This window comes from Limobrevibacterium gyesilva (assembly GCF_025989185.1).
GTDB lineage: Bacteria > Pseudomonadota > Alphaproteobacteria > Acetobacterales > Acetobacteraceae > Limobrevibacterium > Limobrevibacterium gyesilva.
The window spans coordinates 98,034-118,614 of sequence record NZ_JAPDNT010000010.1 but is presented as its reverse complement, the minus strand read 5'-3'; the positions used below and the strand labels follow the sequence as shown (position 1 = coordinate 118,614).

General features: G+C 64.3%; 16 protein-coding genes and 4 pseudogenes. 7 read left to right on the top strand and 13 right to left on the bottom strand.

The genetic code is table 11. The annotated features are described in order from the left end of the window. Positions 1–880 (top strand): IS66 family transposase (gene tnpC / locus OL599_RS14030; protein ID WP_264714417.1); only part of this gene is annotated, 880 nt, incomplete at its 5' end. An 8-nt stretch (positions 881–888) separates the two neighbouring features. Next, positions 889–1,698, top strand: coding sequence for an IS701 family transposase (locus tag OL599_RS14025; RefSeq protein WP_264714416.1), 810 nt, complete (start codon positions 889–891; stop codon positions 1,696–1,698). Between the two features lie 188 nt (positions 1,699–1,886). On the opposite strand, the pseudogene OL599_RS14020 reads toward OL599_RS14025, so the two are convergent. From OL599_RS14020 to OL599_RS14005, 4 pseudogenes are all read right to left on the bottom strand, one after another. Beyond that, positions 1,887–2,423 (bottom strand): annotated as a pseudogene (locus OL599_RS14020) (IS630 family transposase); the annotation flags it as partial. Between the two features lie 313 nt (positions 2,424–2,736). Further along, a pseudogene (locus OL599_RS14015) lies at positions 2,737–3,888 on the bottom strand (IS110 family RNA-guided transposase). Positions 3,889–3,972: 84 nt separating this feature from the next. Then, positions 3,973–4,506, bottom strand: a pseudogene (locus tag OL599_RS14010) (IS630 family transposase); the annotation flags it as partial. Beyond that, positions 4,506–5,632, bottom strand: a pseudogene (locus OL599_RS14005) (IS701 family transposase); the annotation flags it as partial. The pseudogenes OL599_RS14010 and OL599_RS14005, both read right to left, overlap by 1 nt. Before the next feature lie 576 nt (positions 5,633–6,208). Here OL599_RS14005 and OL599_RS14000 point away from each other — a divergent pair. From OL599_RS14000 to OL599_RS13990, 3 genes are all read left to right on the top strand, one after another. Beyond that, positions 6,209–8,761 carry a zinc-dependent metalloprotease gene (locus OL599_RS14000; protein WP_264714415.1) on the top strand — a complete coding sequence of 851 codons (2,553 nt, stop codon included), beginning with the start codon at positions 6,209–6,211 and terminating at the stop codon, positions 8,759–8,761. Between the two features lie 268 nt (positions 8,762–9,029). Next, positions 9,030–9,497, top strand: a complete 468-nt coding sequence (locus OL599_RS13995; protein ID WP_264714414.1) for a hypothetical protein — start codon at positions 9,030–9,032, stop codon at positions 9,495–9,497. A gap of 464 nt (positions 9,498–9,961) precedes the next feature. Then, entirely contained in the window at positions 9,962–10,285 is a 324-nt protein-coding gene (locus OL599_RS13990; protein WP_264714413.1) for a hypothetical protein, read from the top strand. 188 nt (positions 10,286–10,473) lie between these two features. Here OL599_RS13990 and OL599_RS13985 read toward each other — a convergent pair whose 3' ends face one another. The 4 genes from OL599_RS13985 to OL599_RS13970 form a co-directional block, all read right to left on the bottom strand. Then, positions 10,474–10,626 (bottom strand): hypothetical protein, encoded by a 153-nt coding sequence (locus OL599_RS13985; RefSeq protein WP_264714412.1) that lies wholly within the window; start codon positions 10,624–10,626, stop codon positions 10,474–10,476. A gap of 362 nt (positions 10,627–10,988) precedes the next feature. Beyond that, on the bottom strand, positions 10,989–12,011 hold the full coding sequence (locus tag OL599_RS13980; protein ID WP_264714411.1) for an ABC transporter substrate-binding protein: 1,023 nt from the start codon (positions 12,009–12,011) through the stop codon (positions 10,989–10,991). Positions 12,012–12,034: 23 nt separating this feature from the next. Next, positions 12,035–12,916: an ABC transporter permease gene (locus OL599_RS13975; RefSeq protein WP_264714410.1), complete on the bottom strand. Its 882-nt coding sequence runs from the start codon at positions 12,914–12,916 to the stop codon at positions 12,035–12,037. 13 nt (positions 12,917–12,929) lie between these two features. After that, the gene (locus OL599_RS13970) at positions 12,930–13,703 is read right to left on the bottom strand and encodes an ABC transporter ATP-binding protein (RefSeq protein ID WP_264714409.1); all 774 of its coding nucleotides are present in this window, start codon (positions 13,701–13,703) and stop codon (positions 12,930–12,932) included. Positions 13,704–13,836: 133 nt separating this feature from the next. Here OL599_RS13970 and OL599_RS13965 point away from each other — a divergent pair, with 133 nt between their 5' ends. Further along, positions 13,837–14,505: a response regulator transcription factor gene (locus OL599_RS13965; protein ID WP_264714408.1), complete on the top strand. Its 669-nt coding sequence runs from the start codon at positions 13,837–13,839 to the stop codon at positions 14,503–14,505. Beyond that, entirely contained in the window at positions 14,505–15,851 is a 1,347-nt protein-coding gene (locus OL599_RS13960; RefSeq protein ID WP_264714407.1) for a sensor histidine kinase, read from the top strand. Before OL599_RS13965 ends, OL599_RS13960 begins: the two co-directional genes overlap by 1 nt. A gap of 12 nt (positions 15,852–15,863) precedes the next feature. Here the strand turns inward: OL599_RS13960 and OL599_RS13955 are convergent, their stop codons facing one another. The 5 genes from OL599_RS13955 to OL599_RS13935 all read right to left on the bottom strand — a co-directional run bounded on the left by OL599_RS13955 (position 15,864) and on the right by OL599_RS13935 (position 20,336). After that, positions 15,864–16,199, bottom strand: a complete 336-nt coding sequence (locus OL599_RS13955; RefSeq protein WP_264714406.1) for a cytochrome C oxidase subunit IV family protein — start codon at positions 16,197–16,199, stop codon at positions 15,864–15,866. Between the two features lie 9 nt (positions 16,200–16,208). Further along, positions 16,209–16,931, bottom strand: a complete 723-nt coding sequence (locus OL599_RS13950; protein WP_264714405.1) for a heme-copper oxidase subunit III family protein — start codon at positions 16,929–16,931, stop codon at positions 16,209–16,211. An 18-nt stretch (positions 16,932–16,949) separates the two neighbouring features. After that, positions 16,950–17,669: a cytochrome c oxidase subunit 3 gene (locus tag OL599_RS13945; protein WP_264714404.1), complete on the bottom strand. Its 720-nt coding sequence runs from the start codon at positions 17,667–17,669 to the stop codon at positions 16,950–16,952. Continuing rightward, positions 17,666–19,429 (bottom strand): cytochrome c oxidase subunit I, encoded by a 1,764-nt coding sequence (locus OL599_RS13940; protein ID WP_264714403.1) that lies wholly within the window; start codon positions 19,427–19,429, stop codon positions 17,666–17,668. Before OL599_RS13940 ends, OL599_RS13945 begins: the two co-directional genes overlap by 4 nt. Positions 19,430–19,532: 103 nt before the next feature. Continuing rightward, positions 19,533–20,336, bottom strand: coding sequence for a cytochrome c oxidase subunit II (locus tag OL599_RS13935; RefSeq protein WP_264714402.1), 804 nt, complete (start codon positions 20,334–20,336; stop codon positions 19,533–19,535). Between the last annotated feature and the right edge of the window lie 245 nt (positions 20,337–20,581).

The window sequence follows — 20,581 nt, the reverse complement described above, 5'->3', positions numbered from 1 at the left end:
CATGCACCTGAAACCAGCTCTTCGAGATGTCGAGTCCGTATACCGACATGGACATGAGCGGTGTCTCCTCCTTCTTGCTGAAGTGACGGAGCCTATCAGTAGCGGGGACCGTCCATCTCAGTATGTGCGCGATGGCCGGCCCTATGGGTGTGCCGACCCGCCGGCGGTGCTCTACCGCTATTCGCCGGACCGGAAAGGGATCCATCCGCAGGAGCATCTGCGCGACTTCAAAGGCATCCTGCAGGCCGATGGCTATGCCGGCTACGGCGAGATCTACCGAGACGGCGGGGTGGTGGAGGCCGCTTGCATGGCGCACGCCCGGCGCAAGTTCTGGGATGTGCACGAGAAGACCAGGTCTGCGCTCAGCCGCGAGGCATTGGAGAGAATCGCCGCCCTCTACAAGATCGAGGATAGCGTTCGAGGACTTCCTTCCGGTCAGCGTCTGCGCGTCCGCGCCGAGCGAATGGCGCCGCTGATGGCGGACATGCACGCCTGGTTGGAAACGACCTGCAGCCGCATCTCCGGCCGCAGCGACATGGCCGCGGCGATCCGCTACAGCCTGAAACGCTGGGACGCGTTGACGCTGATCCTGCGCGATGGCCGCGCCTGCATCGACAACTCGGCTGCCGAGCGTGCCATGCGCCCGATCGCCCTCGGCAGGCGCAATTGGAGCTTTGCCGGATCGGACGCCGGCGGCGAGCGCGCAGCGGCGATTTACAGCCTGATCGAGACTGCCAAGGTGAACGGCCTCGATCCCGAAGCCTATCTGCGCCATGTCATCGAGCGCGTCGCCGATCATCCCGTCAACCGCATCGCAGAACTGCTGCCCTGGAACGTCGACGGGATCCGCGCAAGGCTGGACCAGCGGCTCGCTGCCTAGCTGACGTCATGCAATATGCCCGCGCCTTAGGCGGACGCTTACTGTTCGTCGCCTACGCAAGCCGGTTTGGCCAGGCGCTGATCGATCGACGCCTTTATTTGCCGGAAGCGTGGGCAAGCGATGCCACGCGCCGGCGAGGTGCCGCCGTGCCAGAGACCGTTGTCTTTCAGACCAAACCCGCGATCGCGGCTGAGATGATCGCCGCGGCGCTCGACGCCGGCGCACCTTGTGCGTTCGTGCTGGCGGATGCGCTCTACGGGGCAGACTCCCGCATCCGTCGCATGCTGGAGGCGCGCCAGCAGCCCTACGTGCTGGCGACCCGATCCAATCATACGCTGCGCCTGCTGACGAACGAAGGCCTGGAGCAGACCGATCCCCTGACGCTGGCCGATGCGGTGCCGCCCGAGGCCTGGGCGCAGCACGCCGCCGGTGAGGGGTCGAAAGGTCCACGACTGTATGACTGGGCGCGGATCGCGCTGCCGTGGACGGTTAACACAGGCTTCGAACGCTGGCTGCTGATCCGTCGCAGCCGGCGCGATGCCGCAGAGCGCGCCTACTATCTGGTCTTCACGCGCAGCGGAACAACACTGGCGGAACTGGCCGGCGCCGCCGGCCTGCGCTGGACAATCGAAGAGTGTTTCCAGCGCGCCAAGGAGGAGCTTGGTCTGGATCACTGCGAAGCCAGATCCTGGCATGGCTGGCACCGCCATATGACGTTGTGCGTGGCGGCAGCCGCGTTTCTGGCCAGGTTGCAGGCCGCGCTTCGCCGCGCCGCGTTCGGTAAACCGAACAGAACGAGTCCGCCGCTCGCCGCGTAACCGCCATCCGCCTCGGCTTGCCCAGCGTCCCAGAAATCCGAGGTCTGATTGCAAAGCTGTTGTTACGATCGGCCCTGCGCTCGCCGTTCGTCCTGGCGTGGTCCGCCTGGCGACAACGCCATCAGTTCGGTGCGGGTGAGGTCCACTACCGAGCCCATAAAACGCAACTGTAGTACTAGTGCTCTGACTCATTGAGATGGTGCAGGCAATTTGTCGAGCTTTGCCAGGATGGAGGCGACGGACGCGGTCCAGACGAACGGCTTGGGTTCGGCGTTGTGTTCTTCGAGGTATCGTTGGATGGCGGCTTGCAGATCGACGATCGAGAGGAAGGTGCCGCGGGGAATCCGCTTGCGGGTCAGCGCCGAGAAGAAGGTCTCGACCGCATTCAGCCATGAGCCGGACGTCGGGGTGAAGTGGAAGGTCCAGCGCGGGTGACGGGCGAGCCACTGCCGGACCTTCGGGTGCTTGTGCGTGGCGTAGTTGTCGACCACGGCTTCGATCAGTTTGCCGGGTGGGACAGCGCGCTCGACGTCGTTGAGGAAGCGGATGAACTCCTCGTGGCGGTGCCGCTGCATGCAGCGGCCGATCACGGTGCCATCGAGCACGTTGAGCGCTGCGAACAGCGTGGTGGTGCCATTCCGCTTGTAATCGTGCGTCATGGTGGCGCAGCGGCCGGGTTTGAGCGGCAAGCCTGGCTGGGTGCGATCGAGCGCCTGGATCTGGCTCACATGGGTTTTGCGGGTCAAGATTTTCGGATCAGGTGCTCATAGCAAATCTCCGGTTGCCGCTTCGTCTCCAGGATCTGAACCCGTTTGCATGACCCGGCCCGTTTCCGATGCCGCTTCAAACTCACATCCGGTCGCCGCTTTTCGGCTTTTCGGCTGCACCCATATCCCGCTTGCGTCGGGCGAGGGCCCAGGAGAGCGGGACCATTCTTTTCTTCGGCTTGTTAGGCCAAACCAGATCTCGGTCCGCTCGCCTGGATCCGCCGGGACTGATCAGCCCCGGAAGAGTGAAGGAGATGTTCTCCGCTGGCGCTCAGGCCGCCGTGGTCTCGGCTCCTTCAAGCACGACTCCGGCGGTCACGTACTTCCAGAAGGCGACCAATAGCTTCCGCGCCAGTGCAGCGATCAGCACCTTCCTGATGCGACCGCCGTTCAGCTGGATCCTTCGATGGAACCACAGGGTCAGTATCGAATGTGGCTGATGTCGCACCCACAACCAGGCGAGCTAGATCATGGTTGTTCGCAACCGCGGGTTCCCGGCTTTGGAGACACCCTGTTCGTGAGCGACGGATCCGCTCTGCCAGGGCGTCGGCGCCAATCGGGCATAAGCGGTGACCTGTCGTCGGTTCGAAAAGCTGCGGAATAGGCCCTCCGACCACAGGACACCCGCGAATTCCGGGCCGATCCCCTTCAAGCCTTTCAATATTGCCGTTGGCGCCGGTGTGCCCTTCGGCCGACGGGCTGAACAAGGCGTCACGTTCACTCTCCACGGACCCGATCTGCTGCAGGATCAGTTCGAGCCGATCGAGTTCGCGGCCAATCTGGGCCTTCAGTTGCTGGGGCAGCGGCGGCCATCGCCCGTTCTGAGCTCCTCGAGCCGCTCACGTCGCTTGCGCTGCAAGGGTTCATAGTCGGAGATCCCTTGAGCGAAGAGCAGCCCCTTGATCCGATTGATATGTTTGACCCGCTCGGCAGTCAGCGTCTTGCGCTCACGGCAGATCCGGCGGCGGTCCTCCTCGTGCGGGGTCGGCGCTCGAACCATGGCGCACACCCGCGGCTCGCCTCGCATATACGCCAGCAGCGCGCGCACCAAGGCCTCGCCGTCTATCTTGTCAGTCTTCGCCCGCCGGCGTCGGCGGGGGGTCGCAATCGAGGCGGGATCCACGATGTAGCTTTCGATTCCGTCGTTCTGAAGCGAGCGGTGGATCCAAAAGCCGTCCAGGCCGGCCTCTTGGATCGCGATAATCGGAACGATCTTCCCTGTCCGGACCCGCACCTTGTCCTTGAGCTGCGAGAGCCGGGCCCGGAGCCCGGCGACATCGCCGCTGCGCAGCGAATGTTTCGACATCTTTTCCCCGCCACCTGGCGATAGCGACGTGAGCAGCCAGCTCGAGCGGCTCAGTTCCATCGATACGAAAATCGCTCCGAGATCCGTTCGGACGGCGGTCTCCACGGTGGGCGGCAATCTGTCGGTGACATGACGATGCTCCAATGCGAGTGGTTGCGACCTCACTTTGAGCGAGCGGATCGCTGTCACCCCATGGGATCTCTTCTCGTCGATCGACAGCACCACGGCATGCGCCGGTGGATCGACGTAGAGCCCAACAACGTCGGCCAGCTTGATGGCGAATTGCGGATCGCGCGAGCGCTTGAAGGTGCGGATACGGTGCGGCTGCAGCTTGTGCGCTTCCCAGATGCGCTGCACCGACCGCAGGGAAATGCCGGCGGCCTTTGCCATCGCGCGTCCGGTCCAATGCGTCGCCTCGTTCGGCGGATCGCTACAGGTCAGCGCCACGATTCGCGCCACGGTATCGGCCGCGATCGGCGGCTTGCCAGGCTTGCGGGTCTTGTCTCGCAACAGCCCACCCACGCCAGCCTCCGCAAAGCGCTGCTGCCAGCGCCAGACCATTGGACGGCTGACGCCAAGCCTCGCTGCGATCTGCTGCACCGGTCCGCCATCCGCCGATGCGAGCACGACCTGCGCTCGTTCCGCGTGCTTGCGCTGTCGGTTCCGATCCGCCGTGACCGCTTCCAGTTGCTTCCTATCCGACGCGCTCACGACCACGCATACTGTCTGTGCCAGCAGACCCGTCCATGAACGTCCCTCGAAGTGATCAAGGCCGAGTTCTTCTTTCAACTGCTGGTGTGCCTGCTCACAGATCCAACGCGCCTTGATCGTGCCGGCGAGCGTCTTGATCGGCGTGTCGGCGGGCAGGTTCGAGAGGTAGTATTTGCGCTCGCCGCTCGAACGACGTTCGCCGATCAGCCAAGCCTCTTCGCCAGGCGTGTGCTGGCCACCCATGTCCCGGATGCGCTGCGTCGGCCTGTCGGCGACGCGCACACGCGCAGCGGCGAACCGCGCGGTCAGCCGGCCCTTGGTGCCTCGGCGCCAGCTGACCGACCGCCAGGCCACGTCGGTGAGCATGGCCTCTGCCGCGATCGATTTGGTGTCGGGGATGTGTCGCTGGCGCGGGCGGCCACGGCCTGCGACGGGAAAGACCAGCGACACGTCGGCCGGATAGACTTTCTGATGGCGCGCGAAGCCGACGGCCCACTTCAGACCACGCTCACTGAGCGCCTGCCGGAACGGCGCGCTCAGGCCGTAGCCGGCATCAGCCAGCACGCATCCGAAGCGAACGCCCGCGGCTTTAACGCGGTCGATCTCGTCGATCGCGATCTCAGGTTTGCTGCGGAACGCCCGGCGGTCAGCGGGCACCCGCGCCCGCTTCATACGGGCAAGATCGCTCGTCCAGCCTTCCGGGAGGAATAACCGCAGGCCCATGGTCACTGGCACCTCGCCGCGCGCCAGCGTCGCCGAGACCAAGGTCTGGCAGTTGGCGTTCTTGCCCAGGGCAGAGGCATATTGCGGGGCGACACCGACGGAATGGTTGCCCTTTTTGGGTAGCCCGTGTCGTCGATCACCAGCACCGCGTCGCGGCCGCCGACGAGCCGATCCGCCTGAATGAGCAGTTCCGCCTCCAGCGGTGCCGCATCCCGGACGCCGGCCGCCACGAAGTAATGCAGCCTGTCGTAATCGCCTGGCGCAAGCCGGGCCGCCATCGGCTGAACACTTTTGCCATCCCCGGGACCGATCAGCCCCCAAAATAGAGCGGACACATCCGTCGCCGCGTCTTGTTGCCAAGACCAGCCAGGAACGGCTTCCGCCAGCGCTCAAGCTCCCCGCGCCAATCCAAGTCCGCTCGTCCCATCGTCGGCCTCCAGAATGCCGACCTCTCATGAATCACTCAAACGCCGATTCGGGAATCCCAAACCTAAGGTGCCACCCCACGTTCTGCCAAAGTAGTGCTAGAACGGCCGCCGAGGTCTCCCCGGCGGCCGTCGTGTTGCTGCAGCTCTGCGGAGCCCCGCGAGCGCCCGTGGGTGGTTCGCTGCCGCGGTTAGCTATGCGGCGGCGCGGCCGCGGTAGATGGGGGCGTCGAAGCGGGCGCGGCGGCAACAGGAGGCGCAGCGACCACGGGCACAGGCGTCCTGGCCGCCGGCGCGGCGGCCGGCAGAGCGTTGATCGCCGCACACTCGCCGTTGACGAGCTGCACAACCGCGCCCGTCGTTTGCGGTAGCACCGGGCCAGGGCTGCCGGATCGGCTGGTGCGTGCCTAGCTGCGGTGGGATGAGATGCGGGAAGCGGCGGGGAGCAGCGCGCCAGCGCCGATTTCCATCGTCCAGGATACCATGGTGATCGCTCACCCGAATCGCGCAGATCGAGCGCGCCCTGGTTCTGGACCGGCTGTTGCGTGCGACGGTGCAGCAAATCGAAGCCGCGGACGGTGCAGAAGCGGTGGCGCAGAAGCGGTATTGACGTGGCCGGCCGAGGCGTGAAACTTCTCCGCAACATGACATCATCGCATCCTGTTTATGATCGAATCGACAAAGCTGCGTCTCCCGTCCGGCGGGCGCCGGAACGAGATGCGGACGTGAGGGATGAGGCGTCGCCCATGGGCGTGAAAACGGCCCAGTGCCAACGGCTGGACGGTTTCGTTCCGCTACTGTGGGACAAGATGGCCGGGCGGCTCTACATGATGATCCGCCGGGTCGGCGAGGAATTGCTTTATGTCGACCGCCTGTCCCATGCTGTCGGCGATTTCCGGTTGGAACGGGGCGGCCTCTCCCGTCCGAATGTCGTGCGGTTCGAGCGACGTGGGACGCGGCTGTTTCTTGTCGCGGTGAATTATGCCTGGCGTTCCTCTTCGCTTGAGGCGCCGCAGCGGTTGGCGGTCCGGCAGGCCTTCCCCGAATCCGTCCTCTGGGCCTTCGACATCCTGGCGGAAGAAGACGGCGAGCTGCTGGTGGATGGCACGGCGTTCTTCCTGCGCGACGCCCGCGACATCGCGGGCCAGTTGAGTCGCGCGGGCGAGGGCACCTACACACTGGACCCGTCGCGCTGCGCCGTCGCCGAGGAAGGCACGGGCGCCTTCCCATTGAATACCCAGGTCGAAAGCATCCTCACCTTCGCCAACCCGTATGCCAGCCAGCTTCCGTTCTGGCACGGCAATGGGCGGCGCGAAGGCCTGGCGGCGCTGACACCCGACCCGCGTTCCATCACCCTGCGGTTGCGCAACTGCTTCATCCGATTGCCCGACGATGGCTACAAGCCCCGGGTCTTCGATCCGCGTTCATCGTTCTTCAGCAGCGTCATCTTCCACGATTTCGCCCGCTCGCTGGAAGAGCCGGGCGATGTGCATTACGCGATCCGCCACCGGCTGGAGAAGCAGGACCCAACCGCCGCGATCAGCGATCCCGTGAAGCCGATTGTCTACTATGTCGATCGCGGCGCGCCGGAGCCGATACGCACGGCGCTGCTGGAAGGTGCGCGCTGGTGGAACAAGGCCTTTGAGGCGGCAGGCTTCCGCAACGCCTTCCAGGTGGAACTGCTGCCGGAGCATGCCGACCCGATCGACATCCGCTACAACATGATCACCTGGGTTCCGCGCGCCACGCGGGGCTTCTCCACCGGCACGATGATCTGGGACCCGCGCACCGGCGAGATCCTGAAGGGGGAGGTGATGCTGACGGCCCTGCGCGACCGGCATCTCCGGGGCATCGCCGAGGCGCTGCTCTCGCCCTATGAGAACGGGACGCCATGCCCCGAGGTGAACGACCTGATGATGGCGCGCCTGCGGCAACTCTCGGCGCATGAGGTCGGGCATACGCTCGGGCTGGACCACAACCACGTCGCCAGCACCTTTGGTCAGGACATGTCCGTCTGCGACTATCCGGCTCCGCTGCTGAAGCTGGACGCCGACGGCAAGGTCGACCTCGCGGATGCCTATGGAGACCATATCGGCCGCTGGGACGAAATTTCCATCACCTGGGGCTATCATCAGTTCCCGCCCGGCACCACGCCGGAGGAAGAAACTGCCGGGCTGAACCGCATCCTCGAGGATGCCGAGCGTCAGGGCCTCTACACGCTTGCGCAGCAGGATGCGGTGCCCGATAGCGGCGTGCATCCGAAGGGTCATAACTGGGATACCGGGGAAGACCCGGCCGATGAATTGCTGCGCCTGCTCGCGATCCGTGAGGCGGCACTTGCTCGCTTCAGCGAGAAGGCCATCAAGCCAGGCCGCCCCATGGCGTTGCTGGCCGATATGCTGGTGCCCCTCTATCTGCTGCACCGCTACCAAACGGAAGCGGCGGTGAAGCTCGTAGGCGGGTTGGAATTCCGTTATGCCATGCGGGGCGACGGCCAGCTCGTGACCAAAATAGTGCCGGGCGAGGACCAGTGGCGCGGCCTGCGGGCAGTGCTAGCCACGGTCGCTCCAGCCACCCTGACCCTCAGCGAGGACTTGTTGCGGAAATTGCCGCCGCGCCCGCCCGAATACGGTCGTACTCGCGATTCCTTCCGCGGCCATACCGGCCTGACCTTCGATCCGCTCGGGGCAGCGAAGGGTGCGGCGACGCATAGCTTTGCCCTGCTGTTCCACCCACACCGTGCGGGAAGGTTGGTGGAATATCACCAGCGCGACGCTTCCCTGCCGGGGCTGCACGAGGTGTTGCAGGCGGCGCTGGACGCCACCTGGTACGCGCCGGCCGAAACCGGCCTTGCCCAGGCGACGAAGCTGCGGGTGGAACATGTCGCCCTGCGCCACCTTCTGGCCCTCGCCGCGAGTGAGGAGGCTTCGCCGCTGGTGCGGGCCATCGTGCGCGATGTGGTCGAGGAATTACGTACCGCCCTGGTGCCAGGATTGGCCGATGGCGGGCACGATCCGGTGACCCGAGCCCATCGCCAGGCGGCCCTGGAGACGATCAGCACCTTCGCCAAAGCACCCGACAGATTCCGGCAGCCTGGCACCCTGCCACCGCCACCGGGCATGCCAATCTGACGGCAAAAAGCGGGCCGCAGCTTTCTTCGAGCGGCCTCCCCCCCACTACCGCCTGTGCGGAACTCAAGGATACCGTGGAAAAACACTGAGGCGAAAGGCGGGTTTGCTCGGCACGGATTCACCGGCAGGCTGTTGTTTAGGGGAGCTGCCTGTGAATAATCGGCCAATAGGGACCCCTCCGGAAAGCGGTGCAACATACTGAATTCGCTGTCATAATTTGCGAACGGGTGGGGTCCCGATCGGCGCCGATCGGGACCCCACCGTCGCATTGTTTTTTCCGCGCATTCTCAACGTCGTAGATCGAATTTCGGCGGGATTCCGGTTCGGCGCTTATTCACAGCTGGCCGGCCGTTTTCCGCGCCGGAACTTCACCTCGAATGCCGCTTTCGATGTCTCCGGCTTCCGGCGCATGTTCGATTTTGGTATGGCGCAGTCGGTGTTTACGCACATACCGATGGCGCGGCTGGGCGCCTGTTTGTCATCGGTCGCGCCGCATTTCCGGCTTGGCGGGCAGCTCTACGTAACGGTATTCCTTGCTCCGCAGGAGGCAGCAAACAAGACGTTCACCCAGTTGCCTGGGGGAATCGTCACCTCGCCGAACCGCGATCCATTCCATACGACGCTCTCCGAGCTGCACGACATTGCGTCGTGCGCGATCGGTTGGCGGATGTCCGTGATCGGCAACTGGGCGCATCCACGCAACCAGCAGATGGTGCGCTTCACGCGTCAGGAGTGACGATGGCTGCGTCCACCTCCGGCGCGCCAGGACCGTTTTGAGTCGGGTGAATCAGGGGGATTCTGGATTGGATGTCGCCCAGGTGGGCGGAGTGTCGTTCGCTCATTCGCCCTCCCAACCGAGACGCCCCAGGGCGGCGGCAATGCGGCGCTGCCAGATGGTCCAAATATTCGCCATGTCTATATAAGTAGTGACTTGATCCAACAGCCTCCTATGACGTCGGTATCGGCCCGCCTTTATTTTCAGGTCGACGATTTTATCTGCTCTGGTCAACCGAAGTCGCAATTTTCGGTCGCGCAAGATCACCGCCGCGGCATCAAGGGACGATGGGCATTCCATGAATTTCAGGCGGCAGCGGGCGCAAAGTAATAAAAATTAGATAATTCCCTGTTTTTGTGGCATTGACTTGAGTTAAAGTTCCGTTAAGAACTCACTGTCTGTGTCTGGGGATGGATGCCACAAGAATGAACAAGACTCGTGCTGCATTGTTCAGCTATGCTCCTCTCCTCGCCGGAGTGGTGATCGGAATTGGCCTGTCGTACGGCGTGCCGGCAGCGTCCACGCCGGGTGCAAAGGCGGCTACGGAAATCCCCGGTCACGTCTTCGATTTCCGGGGGTTCCGCTGCAACGCGGCAGATGATGACGGACACACTTGTACGCCAATTCCCGATGGTGAACGCCCATCGTTCACGACGATGGACGCATGTACGCGGTTTTCTCAGAGATGGGTCGATGACAGGAACGACCCGCTCCTCAAGGGCGGCTGCTTCGAAAAATTGGCGTCCTGATCCTGCCGCTCCTGCCTGGCATGTGGCAGGACCTTGCTGGTGATTCCTCGCGTCCCTACGGGCAATGAACGGGCGCCCTGGGGCCGGCTTTTGGCCGGACGAGCGATGTTCAAGGTCCTTGCGGTGGCTGGCAAAGCATCATCGCTGGTCGAAAAAAGCGAGATCGGGCGCAGAAAAGCTACGCAACCTCACATATGCGGAGCGGAGACCTCGTGCCTTTTGCGAATGGCCTTCCGATGTTTCGCCGCATACTGACGGGCGTACCAGCCAAGAAGGCCGCCCACGACACCGATCACCAACGGCACCACAAAGATCGCGACCGTAGCGAGCTCATCGTCCATTGCGACTGCTCCTGAAGATCGCCGAGGACCGAATGCCCACTGAATGTAGGAAGGTCGCGGTAAGAATCCAGAGAAGGGATAAGCTGATGAAACGTTGCTGCGAGCGTCCGATGGCTCGAGCGACCGGCATGGATCGGATCAAACCCGATGCCGTCGGGCAAATCGGCTGACGAAGGCGGCAGGCCGCATTCTCGGGACCGCAGGCGTTCAATCACGCGCATGCGTCTGCACTGGTGCATCAGGCGGAGCCGGAGGAGAGAGCCTCGCTTGAAGAACGCGGATTCGCCCTTCAAGCGTCGCCTCCCGACGGGTTCGCCAGGCAGCTTCATCAGGCCGGCGAAGATGATCTGGCCGATGGCGGTTCAGGAGCCCTGGCGGTCGTGCAGTTCCGGCATGAACAGATCCTTCCACCCATCCGGCTTCGCGCGGATCGAGCCCACTGCATGCATGAAGCGGGCATATTCCATCACGCCGTGCGGGGTGGCGGAGAAGTGGGTATCGGGGTCGGTGATCATCTTCACGACGTCCTGGTCGGTCGCCGTGGTGCGGGTGATCCGGTTGAAGGCCTGCGCGGCGGCCAGCGGGTCTTTCGCGATGAAGGCGTTGGCCTCGTCCTGTGCGGCGAGGAACGCCCCCATCATGCGCGGATTGGCGTCCACGAAGCGCTTCGGCGCGAAGATCACGTCCAGCGTCGAATCGCCGAGCACGTCGCTTGCGGCGATCACCTTGTGGATGTTGGGGCTTGCCAGCTCGATGATCGAGAAGGGCGGCGATGCGAAATGCGCCGCGATCTCGGTCTTGCCGCTGATCAGCGCCTGCGCCGCCTCGGGGTGCGGGATGCCGACGGTCATCGGATCCAGCCGCGCATAGTTCGCCTGGCCGAACTGCTTCGCCACCAGCATCTGCAGCACCACCGCGGCGAGCGAGGTCTTGATGCCCGGCAGCGCAATCTTGTCGCTGGCCGTGAAGTCCGCCAGCGCCTTCAGGTGCGGCCGGTTGGCGTTCAGCACCAGGGCGCAGGTGCTCATGCCCGAAACACCGATGATCTCGGCCTTCGGAATGCCGCGCGCCTTGGCCCACAATGTCACGAAGCCCGGCGAGCCGGTGCCGGCGATGTCGAGCGAGCCGGCCAGCATCGCGTCGTTGATGACGTTGCCGCCGTCCAGGGTCTGCCAGGTGACCTCGATACTGCCGAGGCCCGCTTTCTCGGCCTGGCGCTCCAGCATCTTCTGGTCGCGCATGACGATCAGCGGCAGATACAGGATGCCGTAGCCGTGCGAGATGCGCAGCTTGCTCACCTCGGCACGCGCCGGGCGGATGTTGAAGCCGAGGGCGCCGGCCATGCCGAGTGCGGCGGTCGTGCCGATAAGGTGACGTCGTTTCATGGATCTTCTCTCCCGTCGGAAATTCAGTGCTGCATGCCCCAGCGCCGGATCGTGCGCTTCTCGACAGTCGCGAAGATGACGTTCTCCACGAACAGGCCGATGAGGATGACGAAGAACAGGCCGGCGAAGACGTTCGCCGTCTCCAGCTGGTTGCGGTTCTCGAAGATGAACCAGCCGAGGCCGCCGGAGCCGGACGACACGCCGAACACCAGCTCCGCCGCGATCAGCGTGCGCCAGGCAAAGGCCCAGCCGACCTTCAGGCCGGTCAGGATGCTGGGGAAGGCGGCGGGGACGAGGATGTGCCACACCAGGCCGAAATTGCGCAGGCCATAGTTCATCCCGACCATGCGCAGCGTATTGGAGACGGAACGGAACCCCGCATGCGTGTTCAATGCGGTGGCCCAGAGCACCGAATGCACCAGCACGAACACGACGCTGCCGGTGCCGAGACCGAACCAGATCAACGCGAGCGGCAGCAACGCGATCGCCGGCAGCGGATTGAACATGGCGGTCAGCGTTTCCAGCAGGTCGGTGCCGATGCGCGAGCCGATGGCGACGATGGTCAGAAGAGCGGCGAGCGACACGCCGATCGTGTAGCCGATGGCGAGCGTGCGGAGCGATATCGCCGCACGCTCGGGGATGACGCCATTGAGGATGTTGGCGACCAATGCGCCGGCGGTCTCGGAAAAGGCCGGGAACAGCAGCGGATTGTCGAGCCAGCGGCCGTACACCTCCCAGATCAGCGCCAGCACCAGGAGGATGAATCCCTTGCGCAGGAAGCCGATGCGGTAGACCGATTCCCAGGCGGAGATCGGCGTCTGGATCGCGCCGGTGCCTGCGCGTGTGGGTTCGCGGATGATCTCCGGCCGTGCGGCCGTCGGGGAGGCGTTCAGCATCGTGGTCATGGGGCGGGCTCCATCAATGCGTGAACAGCATGTCGTTGATGCGCGTCTCCAGCTCCGCCTGGGCGGCGGTGCCCAACGCCTCGGGCGGGATGCTGTTCAGCTCCGCCTTGACCTGGCCGGGATGCGGCGACAGCAGCAGGATGCGGGTGCCGATACGGATCGCTTCCTCGATGGAATGGGTCACGAACAGCACGGTGAAGCGCGTGTCGTCCCACAGGGTGAGCAATTCCTCCTGCATGCGGCGGCGGGTGAGGGCGTCGAGTGCCGCGTAAGGCTCGTCCATGAGCAGGACATCGGGCTCCATCGCCATGCCGCGGGCGATGGCGACGCGCTGCTTCATGCCGCCGGACAGCATGTGCGGGTAGTTGCCGGCGAATTTCTGCAGCCCGACCTTCTCGATATAATAACCTGCACGGTCGCGGGCTTCGGCCGCCCCTAGCTTCCCGGACGCGGTGAGCGCGAAGGTGACATTCTCCTGCACTGTCTTCCATGGCAGGAGCTGGTCGAATTCCTGGAACACCATCATCCGGTCGGGTCCAGGCGCGCGCACCGGGCGCCCCTTCAGGCTGATGCTGCCCTCGGACGGCGTCAGGTATCCGCCGATCGCCTTCAGCAGCGTCGATTTGCCGCAGCCGGAGGGGCCGAGCAGCACATAGCGGTCCGACGGGTAGACATCGAAATCGACGCGATGGGTGGCGGTGACGACATAGTCCGTGGTCTTGTACTGCAGTGTCACGCCCTGGACCCGCAGCAAGGGCGACGTCACGCCCGGGCTGGCTTCGGCCATCCGTCCTCCCTCCTGTTGTCCGTTTGCGCCGATCACTGGCGCGGCCTTGGCAGCGTCTCTATCCTGTGAAGCTGTCACCAGGCTGACATCCTGCACGAATTTTTGTTCCCCTCCCGCAGCACGGGGTCGAGGCATGCGCGTCCTGCTGGTCGAGGACACCAAGGACATCGGCGAGGCCGTCTTGGCGCGGCTGGGCCGGCTTGGCCACATGGTCGACTGGGAACGCGACGGCCCGCCGGCGCTGGAGCGGCTGGAGCTGCAGGGCTACGACCTCGTCATCCTCGACGTGATGCTGCCGGGCCGTGTGGACGGCATGCAGATCCTGCGCCGGCTGCGGCACCGCCGCGCCACGACCCCGGTGCTGATGCTGACCGCTCGCTCGCAGGTGGACGACCGGGTGACGGCGCTCGATCTGGGCGCCGACGACTACCTGACCAAGCCCTTCGACTTCCGTGAGCTGGAGGCGCGGGTGCGCGCCCTGTTACGCCGCGGCAGCGGCAATGCGACCAATCAGGTCGTCTGCGGCGACATCACCATCGACATGGAAGGGCGTACCGTCACCGTTGCCGGAACGCCAGTCGAGCTGACGCGGCGGGAGTTCGCGGTGCTGGAGGCGCTGGCCAGCCGGCCGGGGCGCATCGTGCCGAAGGAGCAGCTGGTGGACCGGCTGTTCGGGCTGGAGGACGCCGCCAGCGCCAACGCGGTCGAGCAATACGTCGCCCGGCTGCGCCGCAAGCTGGCCGCCTCGACGGCCGAGATCCGGACGTTGCGCGGCCTCGGCTACCAGATCGTGACGCGCTGATGCCGACCCGTTCGCTGCACGCCCGCATCGTCCTGCTGATGTCCGTGGTATTCGCGCTGGTCGCCGGCGGCTTTGCCACCGCGGCCTGGTACTACGCGCGGCTGACGGCGGACCAGGCGCATGATGCGCTGCTGGTGTCGGGCGCCGCGCAGATCGCCGAGAACATGTACGTGCAGGGCGGGGTGCTGACGGTCGAGCCACCGATCGCGGTGATCGCCGGCCTGTCGGCGCGTGATCTGGTTGCCTACAAGGTGGTGGACGCGCGCGGCGTCGTCGTCGCCGGCAATCCGGATCTTCCCTCGCCCGGCGGGCCGCACGCCGCGACGGTGCTGGGCGATGTGGAGCTGATGCACCATGCCTACCGCGCCGCGACCACGTTCCGGCTGATCCAGGGCGGCTGGGCCAGCGTCACGCTGGCGCAGACCCTCCGCGCCCGCGAGGCGCTGGCGGAAAGCCTGACGGGCAAGGCGATGGTGGGGATCCTGGGCATGAGCGTGCTCGGGCTCGGGGCCACGCTGATCGCGGTGAAGCTGGCGCTGATCCCCTTGGCGCGCGTCGAGAAGGCGATCGCGGCGCGCGACCCGCAGGACCTGCGGCCGCTGGAGCTGGAGGCGCCGCCGGAAATCCACACGCTGCTGGCATCCATCAACGCCTTCATGGCGCGATTGGACGCACATGTGCGGCAGATGCAGCGCCTCATCGGCGACGCCGCTCACCAGGTCCGCACGCCGCTGGCCGCATTGGCCGCACAACTCGACCTGATGGCCGTCGCCCCGACCGAGGAGGCACGTCGGCAATATCTCGTACGGGTGCAGGACCGTGCGGCGCAACTCGGACGGCTGGCCGCGCAATTGTTCGACCACGCCATGGTGGTCCATCGCGCCGGCGTGGTGCGGTTCGAGCCGGTCGACATCGTCGACCTCTCCCGCCAGGTCCTGCTGGCGTTGGCGCCGCTCGCCGGCGCGATCGTGCTTGCTTTCGACGCACCCGAAGGGCCGGTGATCGCCGCCGGCGATCGTGTCAGCCTGCGAGAGGCGCTGTCGAACGTCGTCCACAACGCCCTGCGCCACGGCGCGCGCCGGACGGTCACACTCAGCGTGCTGTGCCGGGACGGAATGGCCAGCATCGAGGTGCTCGACGACGGGCCGGGCATCCCGCCTGGGCGCTGGCACCATGTGCGGCAGGCTTTCCACGGCCGCGCCGACGACCGCCTGGGCGCCGGCCTTGGCCTGGCGATCGCCGAGGAGGTGATGCGCGCGCATCGTGGCTCGCTGAGCTTTCGCAGCCGGTCCGACGAGGGCTTCGCGGTGATCCTCAGCCTGCCCGCGCAGGGCGGTTGTGCCTGACGTCGCGCGTCGCTACGGGCCCATGCCGAAGAAGGTCAGCCGGGTGACGTGCGTGTAGTCGGATTCGAACACCATGATGCCCACGAACACCAATACCAGCACCGGCGGAACCAGGATGGCATACATGAGGGCCAGGCGTTCCCACGCCATGTGCATGAACACGGCGACGATCAATCCGGCCTTGAGGACCATGAACAGGAGGATGAGAAACCACCTGAGGTAGCCATGAATGTCGAAGTAATCGACGAGATAGGAACATGTGCTCAGGACGAAAAGCCACCCCCAGACGACGAGGTAAAGCTTGATCGGGTGTTGCTGTCCTGCGACGTGCACGCTTGCCTGTGCCATGTCCCGCCCTCACCAGAGATAGAAAAGCGCGAAGATGAACACCCACACGAGATCGACGAAGTGCCAATAAAGGCCCATGATCTCGACGACCTCGTAGTTTCCTTTCCTGCTGGTGAAAAAGCCTCGCCTTTCCTGGTCGAAATCGCCGCGCCAGACCTTCCGCGCCATGATGATCAGGAAAATAACGCCGATGGTCACGTGCGTGCCGTGGAAACCCGTGATCATGAAGAAAGACGAGCCGAACTGAACGGCACCCCATGGGTTGCCCCAGGGCCGGACGCCTTCGGTGATCAGCTTCGTCCACTCGAATGCCTGCATTCCCACGAACGTTGCGCCGAATGCCGCGGTCGCGAGCATCAGGGCAGCGGTTCTGGCGCGGTCGCGGCGATAGCCGAAGTTCACCGCCATCGCCATCGTCCCGCTGCTGCTGATCAGGATGAAGGTCATGATGGCGATCAGGATGAGCGGAATGGACTTGCCGCCGATCGTCAGGGCGAAGACTTCACTGGGGTTTGGCCACGGCACGGTCGTGGACATCCGCACTGTCATGTATGACAGCAGGAAGCAGCTGAAGATGAACGTGTCGCTCAGCAGGAAGATCCACATCATGACCTTCCCCCACGACACATTCTTGAACGCGCGCTGGTCCGAGGACCAATCGGCGGCGATCTGTTGCCAGCCTGCAGGCCGCGTGAGGGCTTCTCCCGTATTTGTCAGCGCTGGTTCTGCCATGTGCTGTGGGTCCTCGTCTTAGGTCAGCAATGCGCGGCAGACGTCGACGAAATCGCCCGCCCATCCCGTCAGAAGGCTGAACAGAATCAACCAGACCAGGAGCAGGAAGTGCCAGTACATGGCGCACAGCTCCACGCTGAGGCGCAGTCGGACGGCCGCGATCCCGCGCCAGGCCTTGGCGCCGGTCCTGCCCAGCGCCACCAAGCCGCCGGCGACGTGCAGGCCGTGCACGCCGGTGATCAGGTAGAAGAAGGAGTTGGCCGGGTTGCTTGCCAGGAAATAGCCCGCGGCGCTCAACTGCTGCCAGACCATGAGCTGGCCTGCCAGGAACGTGAAGGCAGACACGCCGCCGAGCAGCAGGCCGGCCCGTACGTTGTCCATCTCGCCACGGCGGGCGGCGACCTGTGCCCAGTGCAGCGCGACACTGCTCAAGACCAGTACGCCCGTGTTGAGCCATAGCAGATTCGGCGTGGGGAGAAGCCCCGTGTCCGTCCTGGTCAATTGCGCGATGCTCAGGCGCATGAAATAGGCGCTGATCAACAGCGAGAAGAGGGAGCCGACGACGGCCAGGAACACCCCCAATCCGATCTTCGCTGCCGGCAGCGAAGAGGGGGCCGTCGCGGGGAAGCCGCCAGTAGGGCCCTCCTCAAGCCAGGGTTTCGCCATCAGCCTTTGCTGCGACAGCCACCAGAAGACGATGCCCGCGATGACAGCCAGGAAAATCAATATGGCGCTCACGCCGCCGCTCCCGTAGCCGCAGGCTGGTTCTGCGGCACGAAGTCCTGGGCGGCGCCGGGCACGCTGTAGTCGTAGGCCCAGCGATAGACAATCGGCAGTTCCTTGCCCCAGTTGCCGTGCGCCGGCGGGGTCTGGGGTGTCTGCCACTCCAGCGTGGTGGCATGCCATGGGTTGCTGCCGGCAAGTTTGCCACGGAACAGGCTCCACGCCAGGTTGAAGAAGAACACCAGCTGGGCGGCGCCCACGGTCAGGGCGGCCGCGGTGATGAAGATGTTCAGGGTCGCCGCCGACGGTGGAATGAACGCCATCTCACCCAGCTCGTAATACCGGCGCGGCACGCCCAGCAGGCCCAGATAGTGCATCGGAAAGAAGATCGCGTAGGCGCCGAGGAACGTGATCCAGAAATGGAACTTGCCCAACCGATCGTTCAGCATGCGCCCCGTGATCTTCGGGTACCAGTGGTAGATTCCTCCGAAAATCACGAGCAGGGGCGCCACACCCATCACCATGTGGAAGTGGGCGACGACGAACATGGTGGCCGAAAGCGGGACATCGACGACGACGTTGCCGAGGAACAGGCCGGTGAGCCCACCGTTCACGAATGTCACGATGAAGCCGAGGGCGAACAGCATCGGGACAGTCAGGTGAATGTCACCACGCCAGAGGGTCAGTACCCAATTATAGACCTTGATCGCGGTCGGCACGGCGATGATGAGCGTTGTGGTGGCAAAGAAGAATCCGAAATTCGGGTCCATGCCGCTGACATACATGTGGTGCGCCCATACGACGAAGCTGAGCGCGCCGATGGCGACGATCGCCCACACCATCATGCGATAGCCGAAGATGTTCTTTCGCGCATGCGTGCTGATCAGGTCGGAGACGATGCCGAAGGCCGGCAAGGCGACGATGTAGACCTCGGGATGGCCGAAGAACCAGAACAGATGCTGCCACAAGATCGGGCTGCCGCCGCCGTATTGCAGATATGACCCAAGCTCGACGACGCTCGGCATGAAGAAGCTAGTCCCCAGAAGCCTGTCGAACAGCATCATCACGCAGGCGGCGAACAGGGCCGGGAAGGCCAGCAGCGCCATGACGGTGGCGGTGAAGATCCCCCATACCGTCAGCGGCATGCGCATCAGCGTCATCCCCCGCGTGCGGGCCTGCAGCACCGTCACCACGTAGTTCAACCCGCCCATGGTGAAGCCGATGATGAACAGGATCAGGGAAGCGAGCATCAGGATGATGCCCCAATCCCGTCCCGGGGTGCCGGAGAGGATGGCCTGGGGCGGATACAGGGTCCAGCCGGCGCCGGTCGGCCCGCCCGGCGCGAAGAAGCTCGCCACCAGGACCAGCACCGCGAGCAGGTAGATCCAGTAGCTCAGCATGTTCACATAGGGGAACACCATGTCACGGGCGCCCACCATCAGCGGGATGAGGTAGTTGCCGAAGCCGCCGAGGAACAGCGCCGTGAGCAGGTAGATCACCATGATCATGCCGTGCATGGTGATGAACTGGTAGTAGTCGGTCGGGGCAATGAACGAGAAGCTGCCGGGAAACGCCAGTTGCAGCCGCATCAACCACGACAACACCAGGGCGACCAACCCGATCGCCATAGCGGTGAGGGAGTACTGGATCGCGATGACTTTGGCGTCCTGGCAGTAGACGTATTTCGTCACCCAGCTCTTCGGATGGTAAAGCTCGACGTCCTCGACTTCCGCGGCGGGGATTGCGTCGTCTGCACGAACGGTGACGTCGGTCATCAGAAATCCCTCCTCGCTACGTTCTGATGAGGCTCGATGCGTTCGAGGCTCATCGTGCAGATCCTCACCTGCTGCGACGCGCCCCCCAGACCCAGGGCCGGAGCTACTGCTTCTTAGGGGCCGATAGCTGCGCGAAGGTCTGCTGCTTCTGCAGCCACGCCTGGTAGTCCGCTTCGTTGTCGACCACGACATTCCCGCGCATCTGCGGGTGCCCGATGCCGCAGAATCCGGCACAGAGAATCTCGAATGTTCCTGTTCTCGTAGGGGTGAACCAGAAATGGGTCACCAGGCCCGGCATCAGATCCATCTTGGCGCGGAACTCGGGCACGTAGAAATCGTGTACAACGTCTATCGAGCGGAGCAACACCTTGACCGGCTTGCCAACCGGCAGGTGCAAGTCATCGCCGATGATGACGATATTGTCCTGCCCGCTGGGGTCGTCCGGATTCAAGCCCAAAGGGTTGTCGGGGCTGACAAACCGGGCGTCGGACGTGCCGAGTTGGCCCTCCTTGCCCGGCAAGCGGAAGCTCCATTGCCATTGCTGACCCACGACCTCGAACTCCGTGGCTTCGCGTGGGACTGTGACGAATTGGCTCCATACGAACAGGCCCGGGGTCAGCATGGCCGCGACGCCAAACGCGGTCACGATGGCAAGCCACCACTCCAGCTTCCTGTTCTCCGGCTCGTAGGCCGCCTGCCGGCCTTCCTGGTGACGGAAGCGGTAGACGCAATAGGACATGAACAGAACGACGGCGGTGAACACCACTCCTGTGATCCAGAACGTGATGATGATGGTGTCGTCGATGTAACGCCAATTTGAAGCGATCGGCGTGAACCACCACGGGCTCAAGAAATGAAAGAGAATCGAGAATATTACGATCAATGCGAAGATAAGGGCGATAACCATCCTTCATTCGCCTCCGAAGTAAAGGCGGCCGGGTATGTGGTTGAAGGAAGAATAAATATCGTATGTTATTTTGACTGATCGAGAGGTTGCGCAATCGGGTTTCGGACCGGCTCTCGGGCAGGAGGCCATCCGGTTTCCACCGAGAGGACTCGGTGCTGCAGCCGCGCCCTCGCTCACCGCCGCCGGACAGATCCTGCGGACACCTTGGTACGCGCGGCTCATCCTTGCATCGATGGCTGACATCA